Origin of the sequence: Luteimonas sp. 8-5, from assembly GCF_029763755.1 — a bacterium.
GTDB lineage: Bacteria > Pseudomonadota > Gammaproteobacteria > Xanthomonadales > Xanthomonadaceae > Cognatiluteimonas.
On record NZ_JARUVM010000022.1, the window covers coordinates 24,935 to 46,314 of the forward strand.

4 protein-coding genes and 2 pseudogenes are annotated in these 21,380 nt (G+C 67.7%); 5 read left to right on the plus strand and 1 reads right to left on the minus strand.

The window, feature by feature from the left end; translation table 11 throughout:
* The first annotated feature begins 135 nt into the window (after window positions 1-135).
* The 4 genes from QAA18_RS04005 to QAA18_RS04020 all read left to right on the plus strand — a co-directional run bounded on the left by QAA18_RS04005 (window position 136) and on the right by QAA18_RS04020 (window position 16,795).
* Window positions 136-5,370 (plus strand): hypothetical protein, encoded by a 5,235-nt coding sequence (locus tag QAA18_RS04005; protein WP_279411178.1) that lies wholly within the window; start codon window positions 136-138, stop codon window positions 5,368-5,370.
* Between the two features lie 18 nt (window positions 5,371-5,388).
* A complete protein-coding gene (locus tag QAA18_RS04010; RefSeq protein ID WP_279411180.1) occupies window positions 5,389-8,751 on the plus strand; it encodes a DUF11 domain-containing protein in 3,363 nt (1,120 codons plus the stop codon).
* A 40-nt stretch (window positions 8,752-8,791) separates the two neighbouring features.
* Window positions 8,792-13,366, plus strand: a complete 4,575-nt coding sequence (locus tag QAA18_RS04015) for a hypothetical protein (protein ID WP_279411181.1) — start codon at window positions 8,792-8,794, stop codon at window positions 13,364-13,366.
* Between the two features lie 165 nt (window positions 13,367-13,531).
* Window positions 13,532-16,795 (plus strand): CshA/CshB family fibrillar adhesin-related protein, encoded by a 3,264-nt coding sequence (locus QAA18_RS04020; RefSeq protein WP_279411182.1) that lies wholly within the window; start codon window positions 13,532-13,534, stop codon window positions 16,793-16,795.
* A gap of 19 nt (window positions 16,796-16,814) precedes the next feature.
* On the opposite strand, the pseudogene QAA18_RS04025 reads toward QAA18_RS04020, so the two are convergent.
* Window positions 16,815-17,297: pseudogene (locus QAA18_RS04025) on the minus strand (Dps family protein); the annotation flags it as partial.
* 182 nt (window positions 17,298-17,479) lie between these two features.
* Between QAA18_RS04025 and hrpA the strand changes: the two are divergent.
* Window positions 17,480-21,238, plus strand: a pseudogene (gene hrpA / locus QAA18_RS04030) (ATP-dependent RNA helicase HrpA); the annotation flags it as partial.
* Between the last annotated feature and the right edge of the window lie 142 nt (window positions 21,239-21,380).

A 21,380-nucleotide genomic window follows, 5' to 3' on the forward strand; every position in this document is an offset into this window, starting at 1 on the left:
CGCTCGCCGCGGATGGCATTCGGCTAACCCTTGAACCCCGTGCGGCCCCAGGCCGCGCGCCAGGACAGGTCACGCCTCGTGAACGCATCCGGCACCCGGAAATTTGGGAAGCTGGGGCGCACCGCATCAACGCTGATGGGGTGGGCGCTCGGCGCTGCCGTGTGCCTGTCCCCCGCGATCCCGGCGCAAGCCGCGCAGATTGAGAACACCGCCAGGGTCAGCTACCGCCAGGGTAGCGTCGTTTCCGCCCTGAACAGCAATACGGTGATCACCGAAGTGGTCCCGTTCCTGCATCCGGCCAGCGTGCAGTTCCTGGGCATGCAGTCCGACGACGGCAAGACCACGCCCACGCCCATCGACGGCGGCCAGTGCCGCGTTGCCGGCGGCAGTTTCGCTGCCCTGCCGGCCATTTCCCTGCCTGCGCGCGCCACGCCGGTCATCGAATCCCTCCCGGTCGGTCCGGCTTCGAATTTCGAAGTCGGCGACGCGATCGTGGTTTCGGTCACCGACCCGAATCGAAACCACGATCCCGCCGTCCGCGAGTACGTCGACGTCGACGTGAGCACCTCGGTCGGCGATACCGAAACCCTGCGCCTGCAGGAAACCGCTCCCGACAGCGGCATGTTCGCGGCCGCGATCCAGGGCGTGGGCGCGCCGCCCGCGGCGACCGTCTTCGACTGCGTCCTGTCCGTGTCCGACGGCGCCCAGCTGACCGCCCGCTACATCGACACCGGCGTGCCGCCGAACACCCTGGTCGCCAACGCGATCGCGCACGGCGGCTACGTGACCGACATCCGCCTGGAGCAGATCGCCTCGAAGGACATCGTCGAGATCGGCGACTTCATCCAGTACACCCTGATCGTCTACAACGTCGGCCTCGGCCCGGCGACCGGCGTGGAAATCCGCGACCTGTTGCCGCCGGGCCTGTATTACCGCGCCGGTACCCTGCGCGTGGGCGATCCCTATTCGGCCACGCCCTCGCAGGCCGTGATCGACAACCCGGTGTCGGGCGGCGCGGGCATCACCACCCAGGCGGCCAGCGTCCGTCGTGCCTCGACCCCGCAGGCGGGCCCGGTGGAGCCGCTGCTCGAGGACGGTGGCCGCACCATGCTCTTCAACGTCGGCGACCTCGGCGTGGGCGAAGCGGTCAAGGCGACCTTCGTCGCCGAGGTCGGTGCCGGCGTGAGCAGCGAGCGCCTGGTGAACTACGCGATCGCCACCGCCAACGGCGCGCTCTCCTCGAACGAGACCGACACCGTGGTGCGGATGGTCGAGTCGCTGAACATCCTGCGCTTCACCCTGGCGGGCCGGGTCGTGTCGGTCGACGACTGCGCCACGCCGGTGGAAGAGCGCAACGGCGTGCGGGACGTGCGCCTGCTGCTGCAGGACGGCACCTTCGTGGCCACCGACGCCGACGGCCTGTACCACATCGAGGGCCTGCTGCCCGGTACGCACGTGGTGCAGCTGGATCCGGCCACCATCCCGGACGGCATGGAGGCGGTCGCCTGCAGGCAGCACACCCGGCTCGCCGGTCGCGCGGATTCCCAGTTCGTCGAAGCCCAGGGCGGCACGCTGTGGCGCGCCGACTTCTACCTGCGCAGGAAGGGCGACAGCGTCGGCGCCCGGATGCAGGTTGCCGATGCCGACGGGAAGCTCGGCTACACGGTGGACCTGGACGGTGGCCGCATTCCCGTCTCGAAATTGCGCGCGATGGTGAAGCTGCCGGACGGCGCGGACCTGGTGCCGGGTTCGGCCACGGTGGATGGCGCGGCCATCGGCGATCCGGAAATCAATGGCGGCATCGCGATCTTCGATCTCGGGGATCCGGGAACCAACTGGCGACGGCGTCTCGCCTTCAGGGTGGATGCGGGAGGTGCCGGCTGTCCGCCGGAAGGACACGCGAGCAAGCTCGTGGGCATGTTCGAGGCCGACGGCGCGTCGGCGCGAACGCCGCCCATCGATCTGGCGATCCGCTGCGCAGGTGCAGACGGGCCCGCGGACAGTGGACGCGTCGAAACCAGGGTCACGGCCGCCGCCGCCGAGTCGGCGGCTTCGCCGTATGCGGCGCTCGGGAAAATCCGCGCCTCGATCGCCGAGGATTCCGTGGCCGCCGGCGCGCGCGAACCGGGCACCTGGTTCGCCGGGCAGTCCGCCGGCCGCGACTGGCTGTTCCCGGCCGCCGATTACAACCCGCGTTCGCCCACGACCCGCGCCGTGGTCAAGCACCTGCCCGGGGAAAAGGTCCGCCTGACGATCAATGGCGAGGAAGTCGGCCCGCTGCGCTACGAAGGCGGCCTGAGCAGCGCCGACAAGACCATGGCGATCAGCCGCTGGCGCGGTATCGGCCTGGTCGAAGGCCGGAACGTGCTTCGCGCCGAAGTCGTCGACGCCAACGGCACGGTCGTGGCCAGCCTGGAACGCGTGGTGGCCTACTCGAACATCGCCGCACGGGTGGAGCTGGTTCCCGAGCGCTCGATCCTCGCCGCCGACGGCCATCACCGCCCCGTCGTCGCGATCCGGGTGCTGGACCGCCTCGGCAATCCGGTGCGCAAGGGCACCGCCGGCAGCTTCGAGCTCGAAGCGCCCTACCAGCCGGCGATGTCGGAGGAAACGCGCCAGGAACGGCAGATGATCGGCAACGGCGGCGGCCGCCCATCCTGGGTGGTCGAAGGCGATGACGGCGTTGCGTACATCGAATTGCAGCCCACGAGCACCGCGGGCAGCGCGACGTTCGCGTTCCAGTTCGAGAACGGCCGCCAGGCGCCATTGCGCCAGGAGCTCCAGGTCTGGTTGAAGTCCGCGCCGCGCGACTGGGTGGTGGTCGGCTTCGCCAAGGGCAGCGTCGGCTACGAGACGCTCGAGGACAACATGCAGGCCCTGCCTCCGGGCGAGGACGGCAAGGGCCTGCGCGGCGAAGGCCAGGTGGCGCTGTACGCCAAGGGTCGCGTGATGGGCAAGTGGCTGCTCACGCTGGCCTACGACACCGACAAGGACAACGAGCGCCTGCGCAACCCGAGCCTGCTGTCGACCATCGACCCGGGCCAGTACTACACGCTGTACGGCGACGGTGCGCAGCAGGGTTACGACGCCGCGAGCGCGCGCAAGCTCTACCTCAAGCTCGAGCGCGACCAGTTCTACGTGCTGTTCGGCGACTACCAGAGCGGCATGGACCGCAACGAGCTGTCGCGCTACCAGCGCACGCTCAACGGCATGAAGGTCGAATACCGCGGCCCGCTGCTGGACGTGAACGCCTTCGCAGCGCGTACCTCGCAGAGCCACGCCCGCGACGAGATCCAGGGCGACGGCACCTCGGGCCTGTACCGCCTGAAGCAGCGCGGCATCGTGATGAACAGCGAGCGGATCCGCATCGAGACGCGCGACCGCTACCACAGCGAGCAGATCCTCGACACGCGCGAGATGGTCCGCCACATCGACTACGACATCGACTACGAGAACGGCACGTTGCTGTTCCGCCAGCCGATCGCCAGCCGGGACTTCGACTTCAATCCGGTTTGGATCGTGGCCGAGTACGAAACCCAGGGCACCGGCGAGGAGTTCCTCAACGGTGGCGCCCGCGTCGGCGTGCGCGCCATGGACGGTCGCCTGGAAGCCGGCGCGAGCTACATCCGCGACGAGGATTCCGATGCGCGCGGGCAACTCGCCGGTATCGATGCGAAGTTCCGCCTGACGGTGAACGACGAACTCCGTGCCGAAGCCGCCACCAGCCGCGTCGATGGCCGCCAGGGCGATGCCGAAGGCAATGCATGGCTGGTGGAGTGGGAACACCGCGGCGAGACGCTGAACTTCCTCGTATACGCGCGCCGGCAGGGGCCGGGCTTCGGCCTGGGCCAGCAGAACCGTTTCGAATCGGGGATGTTCAAGACCGGCGTGCAGGGGCAGTACCGCCTGGGCAACGATTTCAGCCTGCAGGGCGAGGTCTATCGCCAGGAAGACCTGTCGCGTGGCCTCGAGCGGGAGGTGGCGACCCTGGAAGCCAGCTATCGCGCCGATCGCTGGAGCGCCAACGCCGGGCTGAAGATGGCCCGCGACGAGTCGGCGCAGGGCGAGGTCGCCGAATCGCGGCAGGTCACGCTGGGCGCGAGCAGGCTCTTCATGGACGGCCGGCTGGAGCTGGGTGCGCAGGCCGAAGTGAGCCTCGGCGGCAAGAACGACAGCGTCGACTTCCCGACCCGGGTGCAGGTCAATTCCGCGTTCAAGGTCAACGACAAGCTGCGGCTCCTTGCCGCCCAGGAGTTCACCGACGGCAAGGATCGCGACACCTCCACCACGCGCGTGGGTTTCGAGGCCAGCCCGTGGAAGGATGCGACCCTGACCAGCACGCTCAACCAGAGCAGGATCAGCGAGTACGGCCCGCGCACCTTCGCGCTGTTCGGCCTGAACCAGCGGTTCGTGGTGAGCGAGCGCTGGAGCTTCGACGTCGGCGTGGACTCGAGCCGCTCCTTCGACGAATCCGGCGACACGCCGCTCGTGGTCGATCCGTCGCAGCCGATCCAGGCCGGCGGCATGCGCGACGGCGGAGCGTTGACCGAGGACTACGTGGCGCTCACCGGCGGCATGACCTTCCGCACCGATCTGTGGATGTGGAACGCGCGCCTGGAAGGCCGCAACAGCGAGCAGAACGACCGCTACGGATTCACCACCGCCTTCCTGCGCCAGATCCGCGACGGCGTGGCGATGTCCGCCAGCGCCCAGGCGTTCTCGCAGCACAACGAGGACGGCAGCACCGGGATCCTGGCCAATGCCCAACTGTCGTGGGCCTGGCGTCCGCTCGGCGGCAACTGGTCGATGCTGGACAAGCTCGAGTATCGCCTCGACCAGCTCAAGGGCGGCACCGGCGAGGCCATCCTCGGCAACGCCACCATCGCCGCCACCGGCAACGCCCGTTCCGCCCGCCTGATCAACAACTTTGTCCTGAACTACGCCTCGGCCGCGTGGGCCGGCGACGACGGCGCCGGCAGCGTCCTCGACCTCTACCAGCGCAGCCAGCTCTCGATCTACTACGGCTCGAAGTACGTCATCGACAGCTACGGCCCGGACGACTACGCCGGCTACAGCGACCTGCTCGGCGCCGAATACCGTTTCGACCTGACCCCGCGCATCGACGTGGGCATCCGCGCCAGCCTGATGCATTCCTGGAGCCAGGACACCTATGCCTGGGCGTTCGGCCCGAGCCTGGGTTTCACCCCTTTCACCAATGCCTGGGTCAGCGTCGGCTACAACGTCCGCGGCTTCAACGACCGCGACTTCGAGTCCTCGCACTACACTGCCCAGGGCGCGTACCTGGTGTTCCGGATGAAGTTCGACCAGGGGACCTTCGGTCTGGATCGCGCCAGGGGCGCAGCGCACTGACGCGCAGGGGGTGACGGCATGAAGCAGTCGATCCGCACAATCGCAACCATCGTCGTGGCCCTGCTGGCCATTGCCCTGGCATTGCCGGCGAACGCCGCGTTCAACAACGCGACTCCGCGCGGCAGCTTCGCGGGCAACATCGACTACGTCGCCACCGGCGGCACCCTGCGCACCTCGGACACCAACACCTGCGCGGTCACCACCAGCAGCAACGGCACGCTGTCGGGCATTCCGGTCGGGGCGACCATCGTCAAGGCCTACCTCTACTGGGGCGGCTCGGGCCCCAACAACGACCCGACCGTCACCTTCGAAGGCGGGACCGTCAACGCGCTGGCCAACTTCAGCGACGTCGACGTCGACGGTTACGAGTTCTTCGGCCACGTCGCCGACGTCACCGCTGCGGCCACCGCCCAGCGCAACGGCATCTACACCATCTCCGGCCTGACCGTGGAGACGGGTACCGCCAACGGCATCGACTATTGCGGCATCTCGCTCGTGCAGGCGGGCTGGGCGCTGATCGTGATCTACGAGGAGGCTACCGAGCCCAACCGGGTGATCAACGTCTACGACGGCCTGCAGAGCTTCTGGGGCCAGCAGATCGTCACCACGCCCGGCAACTTCCTCATCCCGGCCTCGCCGGTCAACGGCAAGACTACGATCGTCACCTGGGAAGGCGACACGGCGAACTCGGGCACGCGCAACGGCCTCAGCGAACGGGTGACCTTCAACGGTTCGAACCTGATCGACAGTCCCTGCAACCCGAACGCCGGCATCTACAACTCGACCATCAACTGCGGCGGCATCGGTGCCGGGTTCGGCGTCGACGTGGACACCTACAGCATCGGTTCCTACCTGAGCCCGGGGCAGACCAGCGGCACGCTGGTGTACAGCTCCGGTGCCGACCAGGTCTACCTGGCGGCGCAGGTCGTGAGCACCACCAATGCTCCGGTCGCCGACCTGTCCATCACCAAGTTGCACAGCGGCGACTTCACCGCCGGCATCGACGGTACCTACACCTTGCTGGTGCACAACAACGGGCCGGAAACGACCTCGGGCACGACCACGGTCACCGACGCGCTGCCGACAGGGCTCGACTTCGTCTCGGCCGCTGGCACGGGCTGGATCTGCAATGAAGCTTCCGGCGTGTTGACCTGCACCACGAGTGCCGCTGTCGCCGACGGCGCGAACTTCAACCCGATCACGTTGACCGTCAGTCCGACCGCGGCCGGCGGGGCCTCGGTCGCCAACACCGCCACGGTGTCCGGTGCGCTGTTCGACAACGTGCCGTCCAACGACAGCGACAGCGACACGACCACGATCCTGTTCTCGGACCTGTCCACGTCGACCAAGACGGTGTCAGACCTCAATGGACCGGATGCCGAGGCCGGCGACGTGCTGCGGTACACGATCACGCTCACCGAAACCGCCGGGGTGGCGGCCACTGGAGTCAGCGTGATCGACAACCTGGAGGCCGACCTCGGCAACCTGTCCGTCGTCGGCATTCCTCCGGGAAGCAGCAACGCTTCCTCTTCGAGCCAGCTCAACATCACCGGGATCACGGTGCCGGCCAACGGCAGCGTCCAGATCGTCTTCGACGCCACCATCTCCGGTTCGGTCGGGCAAGGCGACGAGATCGACAACAGCGCGACGATCACCAATCCGAACGGAACCGGTGCAATCGCCGTTGCCGAAACAGTGACCGTGCTGGAATCCGACATCCCGCAGTCGGGGGCCAAATACCTGTATTTGCGCAACGATGGCAGCTTCACCAGCCGGCTGAGCCGGCAGCGGCCGACCGCGAACGGCAACTACGTCCAGATCGAAGGCCAGAACGGCTACGACTCCGACGACTGGGAGCTGTTGCCCGCCATCCCCGACGGCGAAACCCTGGTGCTGCCCGCCGGCATCATCAGCGGCAGCATCCTGATGCAGGCGGCAGGATCCAGCACCGGTTCGAACCGGACGGTGCGCATGGCCCTGCGCACCAGCAGTGGCGTGGCCTTGGGCGGCAGCGTGGACCACAACGTCTCCGGCACCGGGATCGTCCAGTACGACTACAACTTCGACCTGTCGGGCGAATCCCTGGCGGACCGGACCCTCGATCCTGGCGAATCCCTGATCCTGATGATCGAGAACAGGACCTATTCCTTCTTCGCCACCAATCGCGACATCCGCGTCCACCAGCGCAGCGGCACCACCTGGCCCGACGACTACAGTTTCCTGACCTTCGACACCTCGACGGTCATTAACGTCGACGCCATCTCGGTCCATTCCGAGCCGGCATCCTCGGGCAACGGCACCAAGGCCGCCTACGTGCAGGGCGACCATGCCTACATCCGCGCCACGGTGAGCGACCCCTTCGGCACCGCCGACATCAACGACGTGTCCGTCGAGATCAAGGACTCCACCGGCGCGACCATCGCCAGCGGCGCGATGACGCCGCTGGCGGACACCAATACCAGCGACGGCAGCCTGTCCTACGAGTACGACTTCACCGTGCCGGCCAATCCGAACCTGGGCGCATGGACTGCGACCGTGACGGCGAAGGAGGGCGTTGAGGACCTCGTCGAGGACACGGCCAACGTCGGCTTCACCGTGCATGGCCGCGTCGTGCTGGGCAAGACCTGGGGCGCGGGCGCCATCGGCGGCAATGCGGTGACACTGTCCATCTCCGGCGGCGCCACCGCGACGGTGGGCACGTCGACCGCCGGTGGAAGCACCGCCCAGGCCATCGCCACCGCAGCCGAAGGCGCCACGCTGACGCTCACCGAAGCCTTCACCTCGGGCGTGGCCGGCCGGTACAACATTTCCCTCGCCTGCACCAGGGACAAGGACGGCGTTGCCGTGGCGGTGAGCGGCAATGCGCTTGCACGCACCATCACCATGCCCGGCGACAGCGCGGTCACCTGCACCTGGACCAACACCCTGACCGTCCCGCTGACCGTGGTGAAGCTGTCCACGCCATATTCGGACCCGGTGAACGGAACGACCAATCCGAAGGCGATCCCGGGCGCCCTGGTCACCTACCTCATCATCGTCACGGCACCGGCCGAAACGCAGGTCGACGAAGACGCGATCGTCCTGTCGGATGCGATTCCGGACGAGACGGTGCTGTTCGTCGACGACCTTCCCGACGTGGCGGGGACCAGTCCGATCGGCTGGTTGCCCAATGGCAGCAACCTGACGCTGACCTTCAACGGCCTGGCAGCGGACGACGACGATGTCGAGTTCTCCGACGACGACGGCGCGAACTGGGACTACGACCCGGTTCCGGACGCCGACGGCGTGGACGATGCAGTGACCGACGTCAGGATCCGTCCCAGGGGCGCGTTCGCGCCGGGGCAGAACTTCTGGGTCGGCTTCCGGGTCAAGATCAGGTAATTCCTTTGCGCATGGATCGCGTCACAACGTTCTAGAGGGCGTGGCAGTGATCCACAAGTTGAAGCAATGGCTGGCTTTGACCGGCCTGGTGGCGCTCGGCTGGCTGGCGCCCGGATTGCACCAGGTGGCGTCGGCGCAGACGGTCACCACCTGCCATCCGGCGGAGGAAAAGGGCGTGGACGGCCCGGTCGACTACGGCGCGTACTGCTGGATCGACTTCACGCCGTTGAACCTGGCCCAGGCCAAGATCGGGGCGGGCCAGGCCTTCCGCGTCAACCTGCGCGGCGGCGCCTATCTCACCTTCAGCCTCAGGATCACGCCGGGCAACGCGGCAGGCGACAACATGTTCTCGGTCGCCGTGCCTTCGTGGAGCGGCGCGGCGTTCGGCAACAGCGCCTTCAACGAAATCCCGGGCAGGCCGATCCTGTACCAGGACACGAACAACCAGAATGCCCCGCAGGACACGGTGACCCTGTCGGGGCTCACCCTACACGACAACGGTTCCACCGAGTTGCCCTTCGTGTTCGTGGCTGCCGACGGCGAGTCCAGCAACGCCGGCGAGACCCTGTCATTCACCACCAGCGGCGCGGCGTGGAGCCTGGTCAGCGCGCCCGGCGAGTCCAATCCCGCGCGCAACATGCCGATCCTGTCGCCGGCGACGCTGGTCGGCAACAGCACCGGTGTCCAGACGGTCAACATTGCGGGCACCGATGCCGGCCCGGACGGCGAGGGCAGCTACGTCTTCACCACCGACAACAGCCCCGGCACGGTCACCGCGACGATGCTGGGCAACGGCCTCCAGGGCGTGCTGTTCGGCGTCAAGTACCACACCATCGGCCTGTCGCTGACCAAGACCCATGTAGGCGAATTCAAGGCCGGCGGTACCGGCACCTACATCATCAACACGGCCAACACCGTCACCTATCCGGAGATCAATCCCCCGACGACGCCGCAACCGATCCGTGTCGTCGACACGCTGCCAGCGGGGCTGACGTACGTGTCGGCCAGCGGCACGGGCTGGAGCTGCTCGGCCGTGGGCCAGGTGGTCACCTGCAACACCACTTCGTTGCAGGACCTCACCACCTCGCGCACATTCCCGCCCATCACCCTCGTCGTCGACATCGCCAGCGATGCACCGGCCACCCTGATCAACCTGGCCGAGGTCAGCGATCCCACGACCTCGACCCTGGTCTTCAACGTCTGCGAAGTGGCCGACAACGGCGTGTGCCCGAACAGCGCCACCAGCTCCACCGGCCACGAGACCGACGTCCTCCATTCCAATCTGTCGACCTCGACCAAGTCGGTGCTGGACAAGAACGGCGGCGAGGCCCGGCCGGGCGACGTCCTCCGCTACACCATCACCCTGGTGGAAAGCGACGGTGTCGACGCCACCGGCATCTCCGTGGACGACCACATGCCCGCAAACGTGGGCAACCTGACCATCATCGGTACCCCGGCCGGCAGCACCGACAACTCGACCACCAATGGCGGCAACAACGGGACGGGCCGGGTCCGGATCAATGGCATCACCGTCCCGGCCAACGGCAGCGTGACCATCGTCTACGAGGTGACGATCGCGGGCGGGACGCCCGACGGCACGACCATCGACAACACCGCCGTCGTCACCAACCCGGATACGGCCGGCGCCGGCGCCAGTGCCGTGGCGCCGACGGTCACCGTGACGCCGCCGCAGGTGCCGGGCGCGCCCGGCAACAAGATCCTGTATCTCTACAACACCGGCAATGCGGCGGGAAATCGCTACATGAACCGCACGCCGCAAACCAATGCGGGTACCGCGCGGGCCATGAACGAAGGCGCGACGTACGAATACCTGTTGAATCCGGTCCTGGCCGGCACTCTGCAGCTCACCCCCGGGTCCACCGTCAGGGTCGAGTTGACCGTCCAGCGTACGGGATCCGGGGGCGGCAACACCGCACGATCGATGTCTGCGCAGCTCTACAAGAAGAACGGCGCAACCTACACCTCGATAGGTTCCGACACCGTCAACTTCACATCAACGACATACCATACGGAAACCTTCACTTTCACGGTGCCGAACACCAGCGCCGCCAATCTCGCCGCCGGCAACCAGCTCGCGTTGCGCGTCACGAACACATCCAGCGGTGGCGGGACCAGAAGCGTGAATCTCAACCAGTTCACGGGCGGCCTGCGCAGCACCGTCAGCTTCGACACCACGACCGTCATCAACGTCGACAGCGTGCAGCCGTATGCCAACGCGAACTGCACGGGTTCCCCGGTGACAACGCCTTACGTCGCCGGCGGCACGGTCTACCTGTGCGCGGTGGTGAGCGACCCCTTCGGCAGCGACGACATCGCGCCCTCGCCGAACGGCACCATTCCATCGATCCTCGTCTCGGACGCGGACGGCGTGGCCATCGGTTCCGGTACCATGACGCAAGTCGCCTCGTCGACCGCCACCAAGACCTTCCGCTACACCTACACGGTGCCGCCGACGACCTCGCTGGGCGCCTGGACGGCGAAGGTCACTGCCTGGGAAGGCACCGAAGGTACGGTTATCCGCACCGGATCCGGCACGTTCGACGTCGCTGGACCCTCGCCCGACCTGTCGACCTCCAGCAAGACGGTGGAAGACAGGAACGGCGGCGACGCCATGAACGGCGACGTGCTGCGCTACACCATCACTCTTGCCGAGAGCGCCGGAGCCGCTGCCGGCAACGTCTCGGTGATCGACGACATGCCCGCCCACGTAGGAAGCCTGACCGTGATCTCCAGGCCTGCCGGCAGTACCGACAGTTCGACCACCGGCGGCGGCGCGAACGGCACCGGCAGGCTCAACATCACCGGCATCACCGTGCCGGCCGGAAGCAGCGTGGCCATCGTCTACGAGGTGACCATCACCGGCAATCCTGCCGCCGGCACCACCATCGACAACAGCGCCGACATCGACAACCCCGACGGTGCGGACGAGACGGTGTCCGCGCCCACGGTCACGGTGAACGCCTCGTCGGGGACGCAAACGGGCAACAAATACCTCTACCTGCGCAACGAAGCCACGATCACGCGGAAGCTGAGCCGCTCCAGGCCGACCGCCAACGGCACGACCGTGGCGATCAACGCCGGCAACAACCAGAACGAATGGGAGCTTTCGCCGGCCATACCCAACGGCGAAACGCTGGCGCTACCGACGACGATCGGCGGCAACGTCGTCATTGCGGCAACCGGGACCACGGGCAGCAACACCAACAGGACGGTCCGGCTGTCGCTCTGGAGGGGCGCACAGCAGCTCGGAAACAACACGGACATCACCGTCAGCGGCACGGCGACCGGGCCGACCGCATATTCCTTCAACATTACCGGAATCGCGCCGGGAACCACGCTGAGCCCCGCCCAGACACTGACGTTGAGGATCCAGAACCGCGGATCCGGCAGCCGCAACATCGACGTTTATCAGCGTAATGGGGCGACCTGGACCAGCAGCTACAGCCATCTCGTGTTCAATACGTCGACGGTCATCAACATCGACGCCGCCGCCGCCTATTCGCAGCCGCTGTCCGCGGGCAACGGCACCAAGGCCGCCTACATCGAGGACGAGCACGTCTACCTGCGCGCGACGGTGAGCGATCCGTTCGGCACCGACGACATCGGCGCCGTCTCGGTGTCGATCAAGAACCCGACCGGTGTCGAGGTCGCCTCGGGCGCGATGACGCCCCAGCCGGACACGGATGCGACCGATGGCAGCCTGACCTACGAGTTCGTCTTCACGGTACCGACCAACGCGCCCCTGGGCGGCTGGACCGCAACGGTGACCGCCAAGGAAGGCGTGGAGAACATGGTGGACGACGTCGCCAACATCGGTTTCATCGTCCAGGGCCAGGTCTCGCTCGGCAAGACGTGGGGCCTCGACGCAACGCCTGGCGACACGGTCATGCTGACGATCGCCGGGGCCACCGCGAGCACCGCGGGCACGTCCACCGCCGGCGGCAGCACCACCGCGGCGACGGGCGCCGCGGCCGGTGGCGCGACGCTGACCCTGGGCGAGACGTTCACCACCGGCAGCGCGGGCAACTACACCGTCACCCTGGCATGCGTCCGCACCAAGGACGGCGTCGCGGTGGCGACCAGCGGCATCGGTCTGTCGCGGACCATCGTGATGCCCGCCGACAGCGGTGTGGCCTGCACGTGGACGAACGCGAAGACCGTGTCGCTGACGGTGGTCAAGCTGAGCATGGTGCATTCCGACCCGGTGAACGGCACCAGCAACCCGAAGGCGATCCCCGGCGCCTTCGTCGACTACCTCATCACCATCATGAATCCGTCCACGGTGCCGGTGGACCCCGACAGCGTATGGCTGACGGACATGATCCCGGACGAGCTGATGATGGTCGTCGCAGATCTCGTCGCGCCCGGTTCCGGGCCGGTGGAATTCACGGATGGCTCACCGGCAAGCGGTTTGCACCTCGGCATCTCCGACGTCGAGTTCTCCAGCGACGGCGGTGCGACCTGGGCGTATGTGCCGACCGCGGGCAGCGATGGGACCGATGCGCTCGTGAAGGCGCTGAGGATCAATCCGAAGGGCACGTTCAATCCGAACAACGCCGCATTCCAGGTGAGGTTCAGGACGCGGGTGCGTTGACTGCAGCAAGTCAACGGAAAATGACGCATTCATCTGCCGGGAACCTCAATCATCGCTGAATCCGTGACCGCGTTCGCGGCGCGGCAGCGCTGCATGTCACTACAATCAGGTGATTGAGGGCTCCGACAGACACGTGCGGAGGCCGCGCAACAGGGGGCGCGGATTTTGGTAGATGCAATTCGCCGGGTTTTCCGGCAGGGTTTTCTTGCGCTCGGGTTGGTGCTTGCCGCTTGGCTGCTCCCCGGGCTGGTGCAGGTGGCATCGGCGCAGACGGCGACGGTGTGCCACCCGGCCGACGTCAAGGGCACGGACGGACCGATCGATTTCGGCGCGTATTGCTGGATCGACTTCTCGCCGCTCAACCTGACCCAGGCCAAGAGCACTTCCGGCCAGAATTTCCGGGTCAACCTGCGTGGCGGCGCCTATCTGACCTTCACGCTGAGGATCATCCCGGGCAATACGGCCGGCGCCAACATGTATGCGCGCCCCGTTCCCTCGTGGACGGGCGCCGCCTTCGGCAACAGCGCGTTCAACGACATTCCGGGCAATCCCATCCTGTACCAGGATGCGAACAACCAGAACAATCCGCGGGACACGGTGCGGCTGACGAGCATCACGCTGCACGCCAACGGCTCCACGGAGTTGCCGTTCGTGTTCGTGGCCGCCGACGGCGAGTCCAGCAACAACGGCGAATCCATCACCTTCACCACCACGGGCACGGCATGGGACCTGGTCAGTGCACCGGGCATCTCCAACCCGACCCGCAACATGCCCGTGCTGACACCCGCGACTGCCGTGGGGAACAGCACCGGAAGCAAGACCGTCGATATCGATGGCGTGGCGGCGGGTTCCGGCGGTGGCGTGGGCAGCTACGTCTTCACCACGGACAACAGCCCCGGCACGGTGACGGCGGAACTGGAGGGCAGTGGCCTGCAGGGCGTTCTGTTCGGTCTCAAGTACCACACCATCGGCCTGTCGCTGACCAAGACCCACGTCGGTGACTTCACGGTCGGGGGCACCGGCACCTACACGATCAACGTCGCCAACACCGTCGTCCAGCCACAGGTCAACCCGCCAAGCACGCCGCAACCGGTGCGTGTCGTCGATACGTTGCCGGCCGGCCTCACCTACGCCTCGGCCGGCGGGACCGGCTGGACCTGCAGCAACGTCGGCCAGGTCGTGACCTGCGACACCGTGTCGCTACAGGACCTGACCTATACGAGGGCGTTTCCTCCGCTCTCGATCAACGTCACCGTCGACAGCGACGCCACGTCGCCGCTGGTCAACAGTGCCGTGGTCAGCAATCCGACGACCACGACCCTGGTCTACAACGTTTGCGAGACCGAGGACAACGGCGTCTGCCCGAACAGCGCAACCAATACGACGGGCGACGAGACCGTCGTCCTCCGCTCGGACCTGTCGACGTCCACCAAGACGGTCGTGAATCTCGGTGGTGGCGACCCCGAGCCCGGCGATACCCTGCGCTACACCATCACCGTCCGCGAGTCGGCTGGCGTTGCCGCAACCGGAGTGACCGTTACCGACGATATGCCTGCAGGCATTTCGGGCTTCACCGTGGTGGGGACGCCCGCCGGGAGCACCCATTCCTCGTCCCCCACGGGCGGCGCCAATGGCGCGGGTGTGCTCAACGTCACCGGAATCGACGTGCCGGCCAACGGCAGCGTGTCGATCATTTTCGATGCCACGATTTCGGCTGGGGCGGCCCCGGGGCTTGCCATCACCAACGTGGCCAACGTCGCCAACCCGCGCGGCACCGGTGCGGCCCCGGGCGCGATGACCACCGTGGCGGCCCCGCAGCTCCCGGCCGAGGGCAACAAGCTCCTCTACATCTACAACGGCACGGGCCCGTCGACGCGTGTCATGACCAGGACGCCGCAACCCGCGGCTGGAACTGCCATCACCATCAACCGCAACGATTTCGCGGAGTGGAGGCTGCAGCCCGCCCTGCAGAAGGATCTGACGATCAAGGCAGGGTCCGTGGTCAGCGTCAGCCTGAACGTGGAGTGCGTCGATACGACATGGCTGATCTTCTGGACCGTTTGCGCCAGTGGCAGCGACCTGAGGTGGCGGGCGGACCTTTACACCTCCGGAGGGTCCCATCTGGGCACCTCCGGGGACGGCACGTTCAACGATCTCTCCTATGCATTGCGGGGAGTCAACATTCCATTTGCTTCCGCCACGACGATTCCCGCCGGCCAGGAGTTGATCCTGCGAATCACCAACACTTCCGGCGCCAACCGCCCGATGCGCATGGTGCAACGCAACGGGGCGATCATGAGCACGGTGTCGATGGACGTATCCACCGTCATCAATGTCGACAGTGTCCTGCCGTATTCCGCGGCCTACGGTTCCACGGCGACGGCAACCGGCTATGCGCCGGGCCAGACGGTGCACCTGCGCGCGGTCGTGAGCGATCCGTTCGGTTATGCCGACATCAGCGGAGCCAACATCGTCATCGAGGACGCCACGGGGACAACCCGGGTGGGCAGCACGCCCATGACGCCGAAGGCTGGCAGCGGCGCGCAACGCATCTACGAGTACGCCTATACGATCCCCGCGGCTTCCCCTCCCGGGCCCTGGACAGCGAAGGTGACGGCCAGGGAAGGCACCGAAGGAACGGTTTCGCACATGCGTAGCGGGAGCTTCATGATCGCCGGCAAGGTGACCCTCGGCAATGCCTGGGGTGCCGGTGCCACGGCCGGAGATGCCGTGAGCCTTTCGATCTCCGGGGGCGTGGCCGCCACGCCAGGCAGTTCCACCGCCCCCGCCACGACCTCGCCGGCGACCGCCTACGCCGGTGGCGGGACGCCGGTGACGCTCGCGGAAGCGTTCACGGTCGGTGTGCCAGGCATCTACACGGTACAACTGTCCTGCGTCATCGAGGGAACGACCACGCCGGTCGCGATTGCGGGTACGGGACTGACACGCGTCATCACCATGCCGGCCGCCGCTTCGGTCATCTGCACCTGGGACAACAGCAAGACCGTACCCCTCACGGTGGTCAAGCTGAGCACCGTTGTCTCCGACCCGGTCAATGGCACAACCAACCCGAAGGCGATCCCGGGCGCGATCGTCGAGTACCAGATCATCGTGACCAATCCGGCCGCGAACGCGACCGACGCGGACTCTGTGTTCGTGACCGACGCCATCCCGCAGCAACTCGAGCTGTGGGTAGGCGATATCGGCTGGCCAGGACCGGTCAGGTTCGACGACGGCACGCCGGCCAGCGGCCTGAGCTTCGGTGCCGGCGACGTGGCGTTCTCGAACGACGGCGGCAGTACCTGGACCTACTCGCCCTCGGGCAGCACCACCGATCCGGCGGTCGATGCGATCCGGATCAACCCGAAGGGCGCGTTCGATGCGAACAACGCCCAGTTCACCGTCAGGTTCCGCGCGCGGATCAAGTGACCGCACGCATGGCGCGCTCCTACTCCAGCAGGGAGCGCAGCATCCACGCGTACTTCTCGTGGGTCTGCAGGCGCTGGGTCATCAGGTCGACGGTCGGGTCGTCGCCCGCGTCCTCGGCGGTCTTGAGCGTCTTGCGCGCGGTGCGGCACACGGCTTCGTTGCCGACGGTGAGCTGTCGGACCATCTCGCGCCATTCGGGCGCCTCGGTCAGGCCCGGTTCCTCGCGGATCGAGGACAGCCGGGTGAACTCGGCGTACGAACCCGGCGCGTTGTAGCCCAGCGCGCGGATGCGTTCGGCCACTTCGTCCAGCGCGGTCCACTGCTCGGAGTACTGGGTCTCGAACATCAGGTGCAGGCTGTTGAACATAGGCCCGGTGACGTTCCAGTGGAAGCTGTGGGTCTTGAGGTAAAGGGTGTAGGCGTCGGCGAGGAAGTGCGACAGGCCGTCGGCGATCTTGCGGCGCTCGGCGGTCGAAAGGCCGATGTCGATCGCGGGCGCCGTACCGGCCGGGGCGGCAGTCTTCGCGCGCCTGGCGGCCGCGGGGCTGGTCTTGCTCTTGGTCTTGGCCATGCTCGTGACTCCCTAGGGTGGGGAAGGCTTCACAATAGCGCTGCCACGTGAAGGTTGGAAATACACGGCATCGACCGCATCCATAGACACCATCCATGAATCCCGTCATCGACCCGCGCCTGCCGATCGACCCGCAACTGCCGATCGCGGCGGCGGCCGGGGACATCGTCGAACTGATCCGCCGCCACCAGGTCGTCGTGGTGGCGGGCGAGACCGGCTCGGGCAAGACCACCCAGTTGCCGCGCCTGTGCCTGGCCGCGGGGCGCGGAGCCAAGGGCATGATCGGCTGCACCCAGCCGCGGCGCATCGCGGCGCGCGCGGTGGCCGGCCGGGTGGCCGAGGAACTGCAGGTGCCGCTCGGGGGGGCGGTAGGCTTCCAGGTACGCTTCAACGACAAGGCCAGCGCCCAGACCGTGGTCAAGTTCATGACCGACGGCATCCTGCTGGCCGAGATCCAGTCCGATCGCAAGCTGTCGCGCTACGACACCCTGATCATCGACGAAGCGCACGAGCGCAGCCTCAACATCGACTTCCTGCTCGGTTACCTGAAGCAACTGTTGCCGCGCCGTCCCGAGCTGAAGGTGATCGTCACTTCCGCGACCATCGACACCGCGCGGTTCGCCGCCCATTTCGGCGGCGCACCCGTGGTCGAAGTCGAAGGCCGCGGCTATCCCGTCGAAACCCGCTACCTCGACGACCCGGCGGAAGAACAGGGGTCGGACCCCCTGTCCGGCATCCTGCGTGCCTGCGACGAGATCGCGAAGGGACGTCCCACCGGCGACACCCTGGTGTTCCTGCCGGGCGAGCGCGAGATCCGCGACGCGCACCGCGCGCTGGAGGAGCGCAAGTACCGCCATACCGAAGTGCTGCCTCTGTATGCGCGCCTGTCGGCGCGCGACCAGGACCGCGTATTCCACCCGGGCAGCCAGCGCAGGATCGTGCTCGCGACCAACGTTGCCGAGACATCGCTGACGGTGCCGCGCATCCACTACGTCGTCGACCCCGGGCTGGCCCGGGTCAAGCGCTACAGTCCGCGGCAAAAGCTCGACCGGCTGCACATCGAACCGATCAGCCAGGCCAGCGCGAACCAGCGCAAGGGTCGCTGCGGGCGCGTGGCGCCGGGCATCTGCTATCGCCTCTACAGCGAAGCCGACTTCCAGTCGCGTCCGGAGTTCACCGACCCGGAGATCCGGCGCGCGGCGCTGGCCGGCGTGATCCTGCGCATGCTGTCGCTGCGGCTGGGCGCGATCGAGGATTTCCCGTTCCTCGAGCCGCCCGATCCGCGCGCGATCGCCGACGGCTGGCAGGCACTGGCCGAACTGGGCGCGATCGACGCGCAGCGCAAGCTCACGGCCACCGGTCGCCTGATGGCGCGCATGCCCATCGACGTCAAGCTGGCACGCATGCTCGTGGCGGCGAAGGCGCATGGCTGCCTGCGCGACATGCTCGCGATCGCCAGCTTCCTGGGCGTGCAGGAGCCGCGCGAGCGCCCGGCCGACCAGCGCGCCGCGGCCGACCAGGCGCATGCGCAGTTCGCCGATCCGCGTTCGGAATTCGCCGGAATCGTGAAGCTCTGGCGCGCCTACGACCAGGCCCATGAGGAGCTGACCCAGTCGCAGCTGCGCAAGTGGGCGGCGAAGCACTTCCTCGGGTTCCTGCGCTTGCGCGAGTGGCGCGAGTTGCATCGGCAGTTGCGGCTGGTGGTGCGGGAGCTGGGGTGGGAGAGCGGGGACCGGGGGCCGGGGACCGGAGACCGGGATGGCGGCGAGGCGGCGGCGAGCGAGAAGGCGCTGCGCAGGGAATACGTTGCACTGCATCGGGCGCTGATCGCCGGGTTGCCGACGCAGGTGGGCAACCGGCAGCCGGGCGACAAGACGAAGAAGGCGCCCGCGGTCTACGACGGGCCGCGCGGTCGCAAGTTCCAGCTGTTCCCCGGCTCCACCCTGGCCAGGAAGCCGCCTCCGTGGGTGTTGTCGGCGCTGTTGCTCGACACGGAGAAGGTGTGGGCGCTGACCAACGCCGCGATCGAACCCGACTGGGCGATGGCCGAACTTCCGCATTTGCTGGCGCGCCGCCGCTTCGATCCGCGCTGGTCGCGCGCGCAGGGCAGGGTGATCGGCAGCGAGCAGGTCAGCCTGTTCGGTCTGGTGCTGGCACCCAAAAAGCCCATCCACTACGGCGCCATGTTCCCCGAAGAGTCGCGCCAGATCTTCGTGCGCGATGCCCTGCTGACCGGCGAGATCGACACCCGCAGCGCCTTCCTCAAGCGCAACCTGGAGACCCTGGCCAGGGCGCACGAGGAAGAAGCCAAGCAGCGCCGCGCCGGCCTGGTCGTCGACGAGGACTGGCAGGCGCGCTGGTACCTGGACCGGCTGCCGGCCGACGTGCACAACGTGCAGGCGCTGGACGCCTGGTACGGACGTTTGCCGCCGGAAAAAAAGCAGGCCCTGGAGTGGTCGCGCGACGACCTGATGGTCGGCGACGAAAGCGATGCCGCATTGTTCCCGCGCTACCTGGCGCTCGGCGACGCGCGCCTGGAGCTGCGCTATCGCTTCGAACCGGGCGCCGTCGACGACGGCATGAGCGTGGTCGTGCCGCTGCACCTGCTCAATGCGCTGGACCCGGCGCGCCTGTCCTGGCTGGCCCCGGGCTTCGTCGCCGACAAGGCAGCCGCGCTGATCCGCTCGCTGCCCAAGGCGCTGCGCCGCAACTTCGTACCGGCGCCGGATTTCGCCCGCGCCTTCGCCGAAGCCTGGCCGCAACCGTCGGCCGACAGCATCGAGGGCGAGCTGGCCCGCTTCCTGCAGCGCACGACGGGCGTGGCCCTGTCGGCGGCCGAGTTCGACGCCACCGCCATCGAGCCTCACCTGCGCGCCAACCTGCGCCTGCTCGATGCCGGTGGCCAGCGCAATGTCCTGGCCGAGTCGCGCGACCTCGACGACCTGCGCAAGCGCTTCGGCGCGCGCGCGGCATCGGCGTTCGCGCGCCACGCGGCGCAGGGCATGGCGCGCAAGGGACTGCTCGCGTTTCCCGACGAGCCGATTCCGGAGCAGGTTCCCGGCGCCGGCGGCGTGCCCGCGTACCCGGCGCTGCACGACGACGGCGACAGCGCCTCGCTGGCCGTGCACGCCGAGCGAGGCGTGGCCGCGCGCGCACATCCGCGCGGCGTGCGCCGGCTGCTGCAGCTGACCCTGGCCGACCGGATCAAGCAGGCACGCAAGCAACTGCCGGTGCAGGCGAAGACCGCCCTGCTGTATGCGGCGATCGAATCGGCGGCGCCCCGCGGCAATCACGGCGACAGCCTGCGTGCCGACCTGGTCGACGGTGCCTTCGATGCGCTGGTGGTCGATGGCCTGGGCGACATCCGCGATCGCGCGGCCTTCGACGCCCGCCGCGAACAGGTGGCAAAGGGCCTCTTTCCCGAAGCCATGCAACGGCTGCAGCAGGCCGAGGCCATCCTCGCGCTGGTGGCCGAGGTGCGCGCCGCGCTGGACTCGAAGCTGGTGGGATGGGCCAGCGGCAACCTCGCCGACATGCAGGCGCAGCTCGCCGCACTCGTTCCACCGGGCTTCCTGCGCGACGTGCCGGCGACCGCGCTGGCCGAATATCCACGCTACCTGCGCGCCCTGGCCCTGCGCGCCGAGCGCGCCCTGCGCGACCCCGGCCGCGACCAGGCGCGGATGCTGGAACTCAAGCCCTTCGCCGACGCCCTGCAGGCGGCAGAGGTCGCCGGCCGCGCCGAAGAGCCGGAGTGGCAGGCATTGCGCTGGGACCTGGAGGAACTGCGGGTGTCGCAGTTCGCGCAGGAGTTGGGCAAGCGCGGCGGGGTGTCGCCCAAGAAGCTGGCGGCCAGGCTCGCGCGCATCGGCTGAGGCGCGCGCGCAAACGCTCCACCTGGGATATGGTGGAAGCCCGAAGACCACGCGATGACCCGACGTGCCTCCCCCCGAGCACGACAACCTGCACAAGCTGTCGCCGGAATTGCTGGACGCCGGCACGTGCGCGGCGATCGCG

Coding starts and splice junctions, on each gene's coding strand:
- QAA18_RS04005 (WP_279411178.1), top strand. CDS start 136: ATGGGGTGGGCGCTCGGCGCTGCCGTGTGCCTGTCCCCCGCGATCCCG.
- QAA18_RS04010 (WP_279411180.1), top strand. CDS start 5,389: ATGAAGCAGTCGATCCGCACAATCGCAACCATCGTCGTGGCCCTGCTG.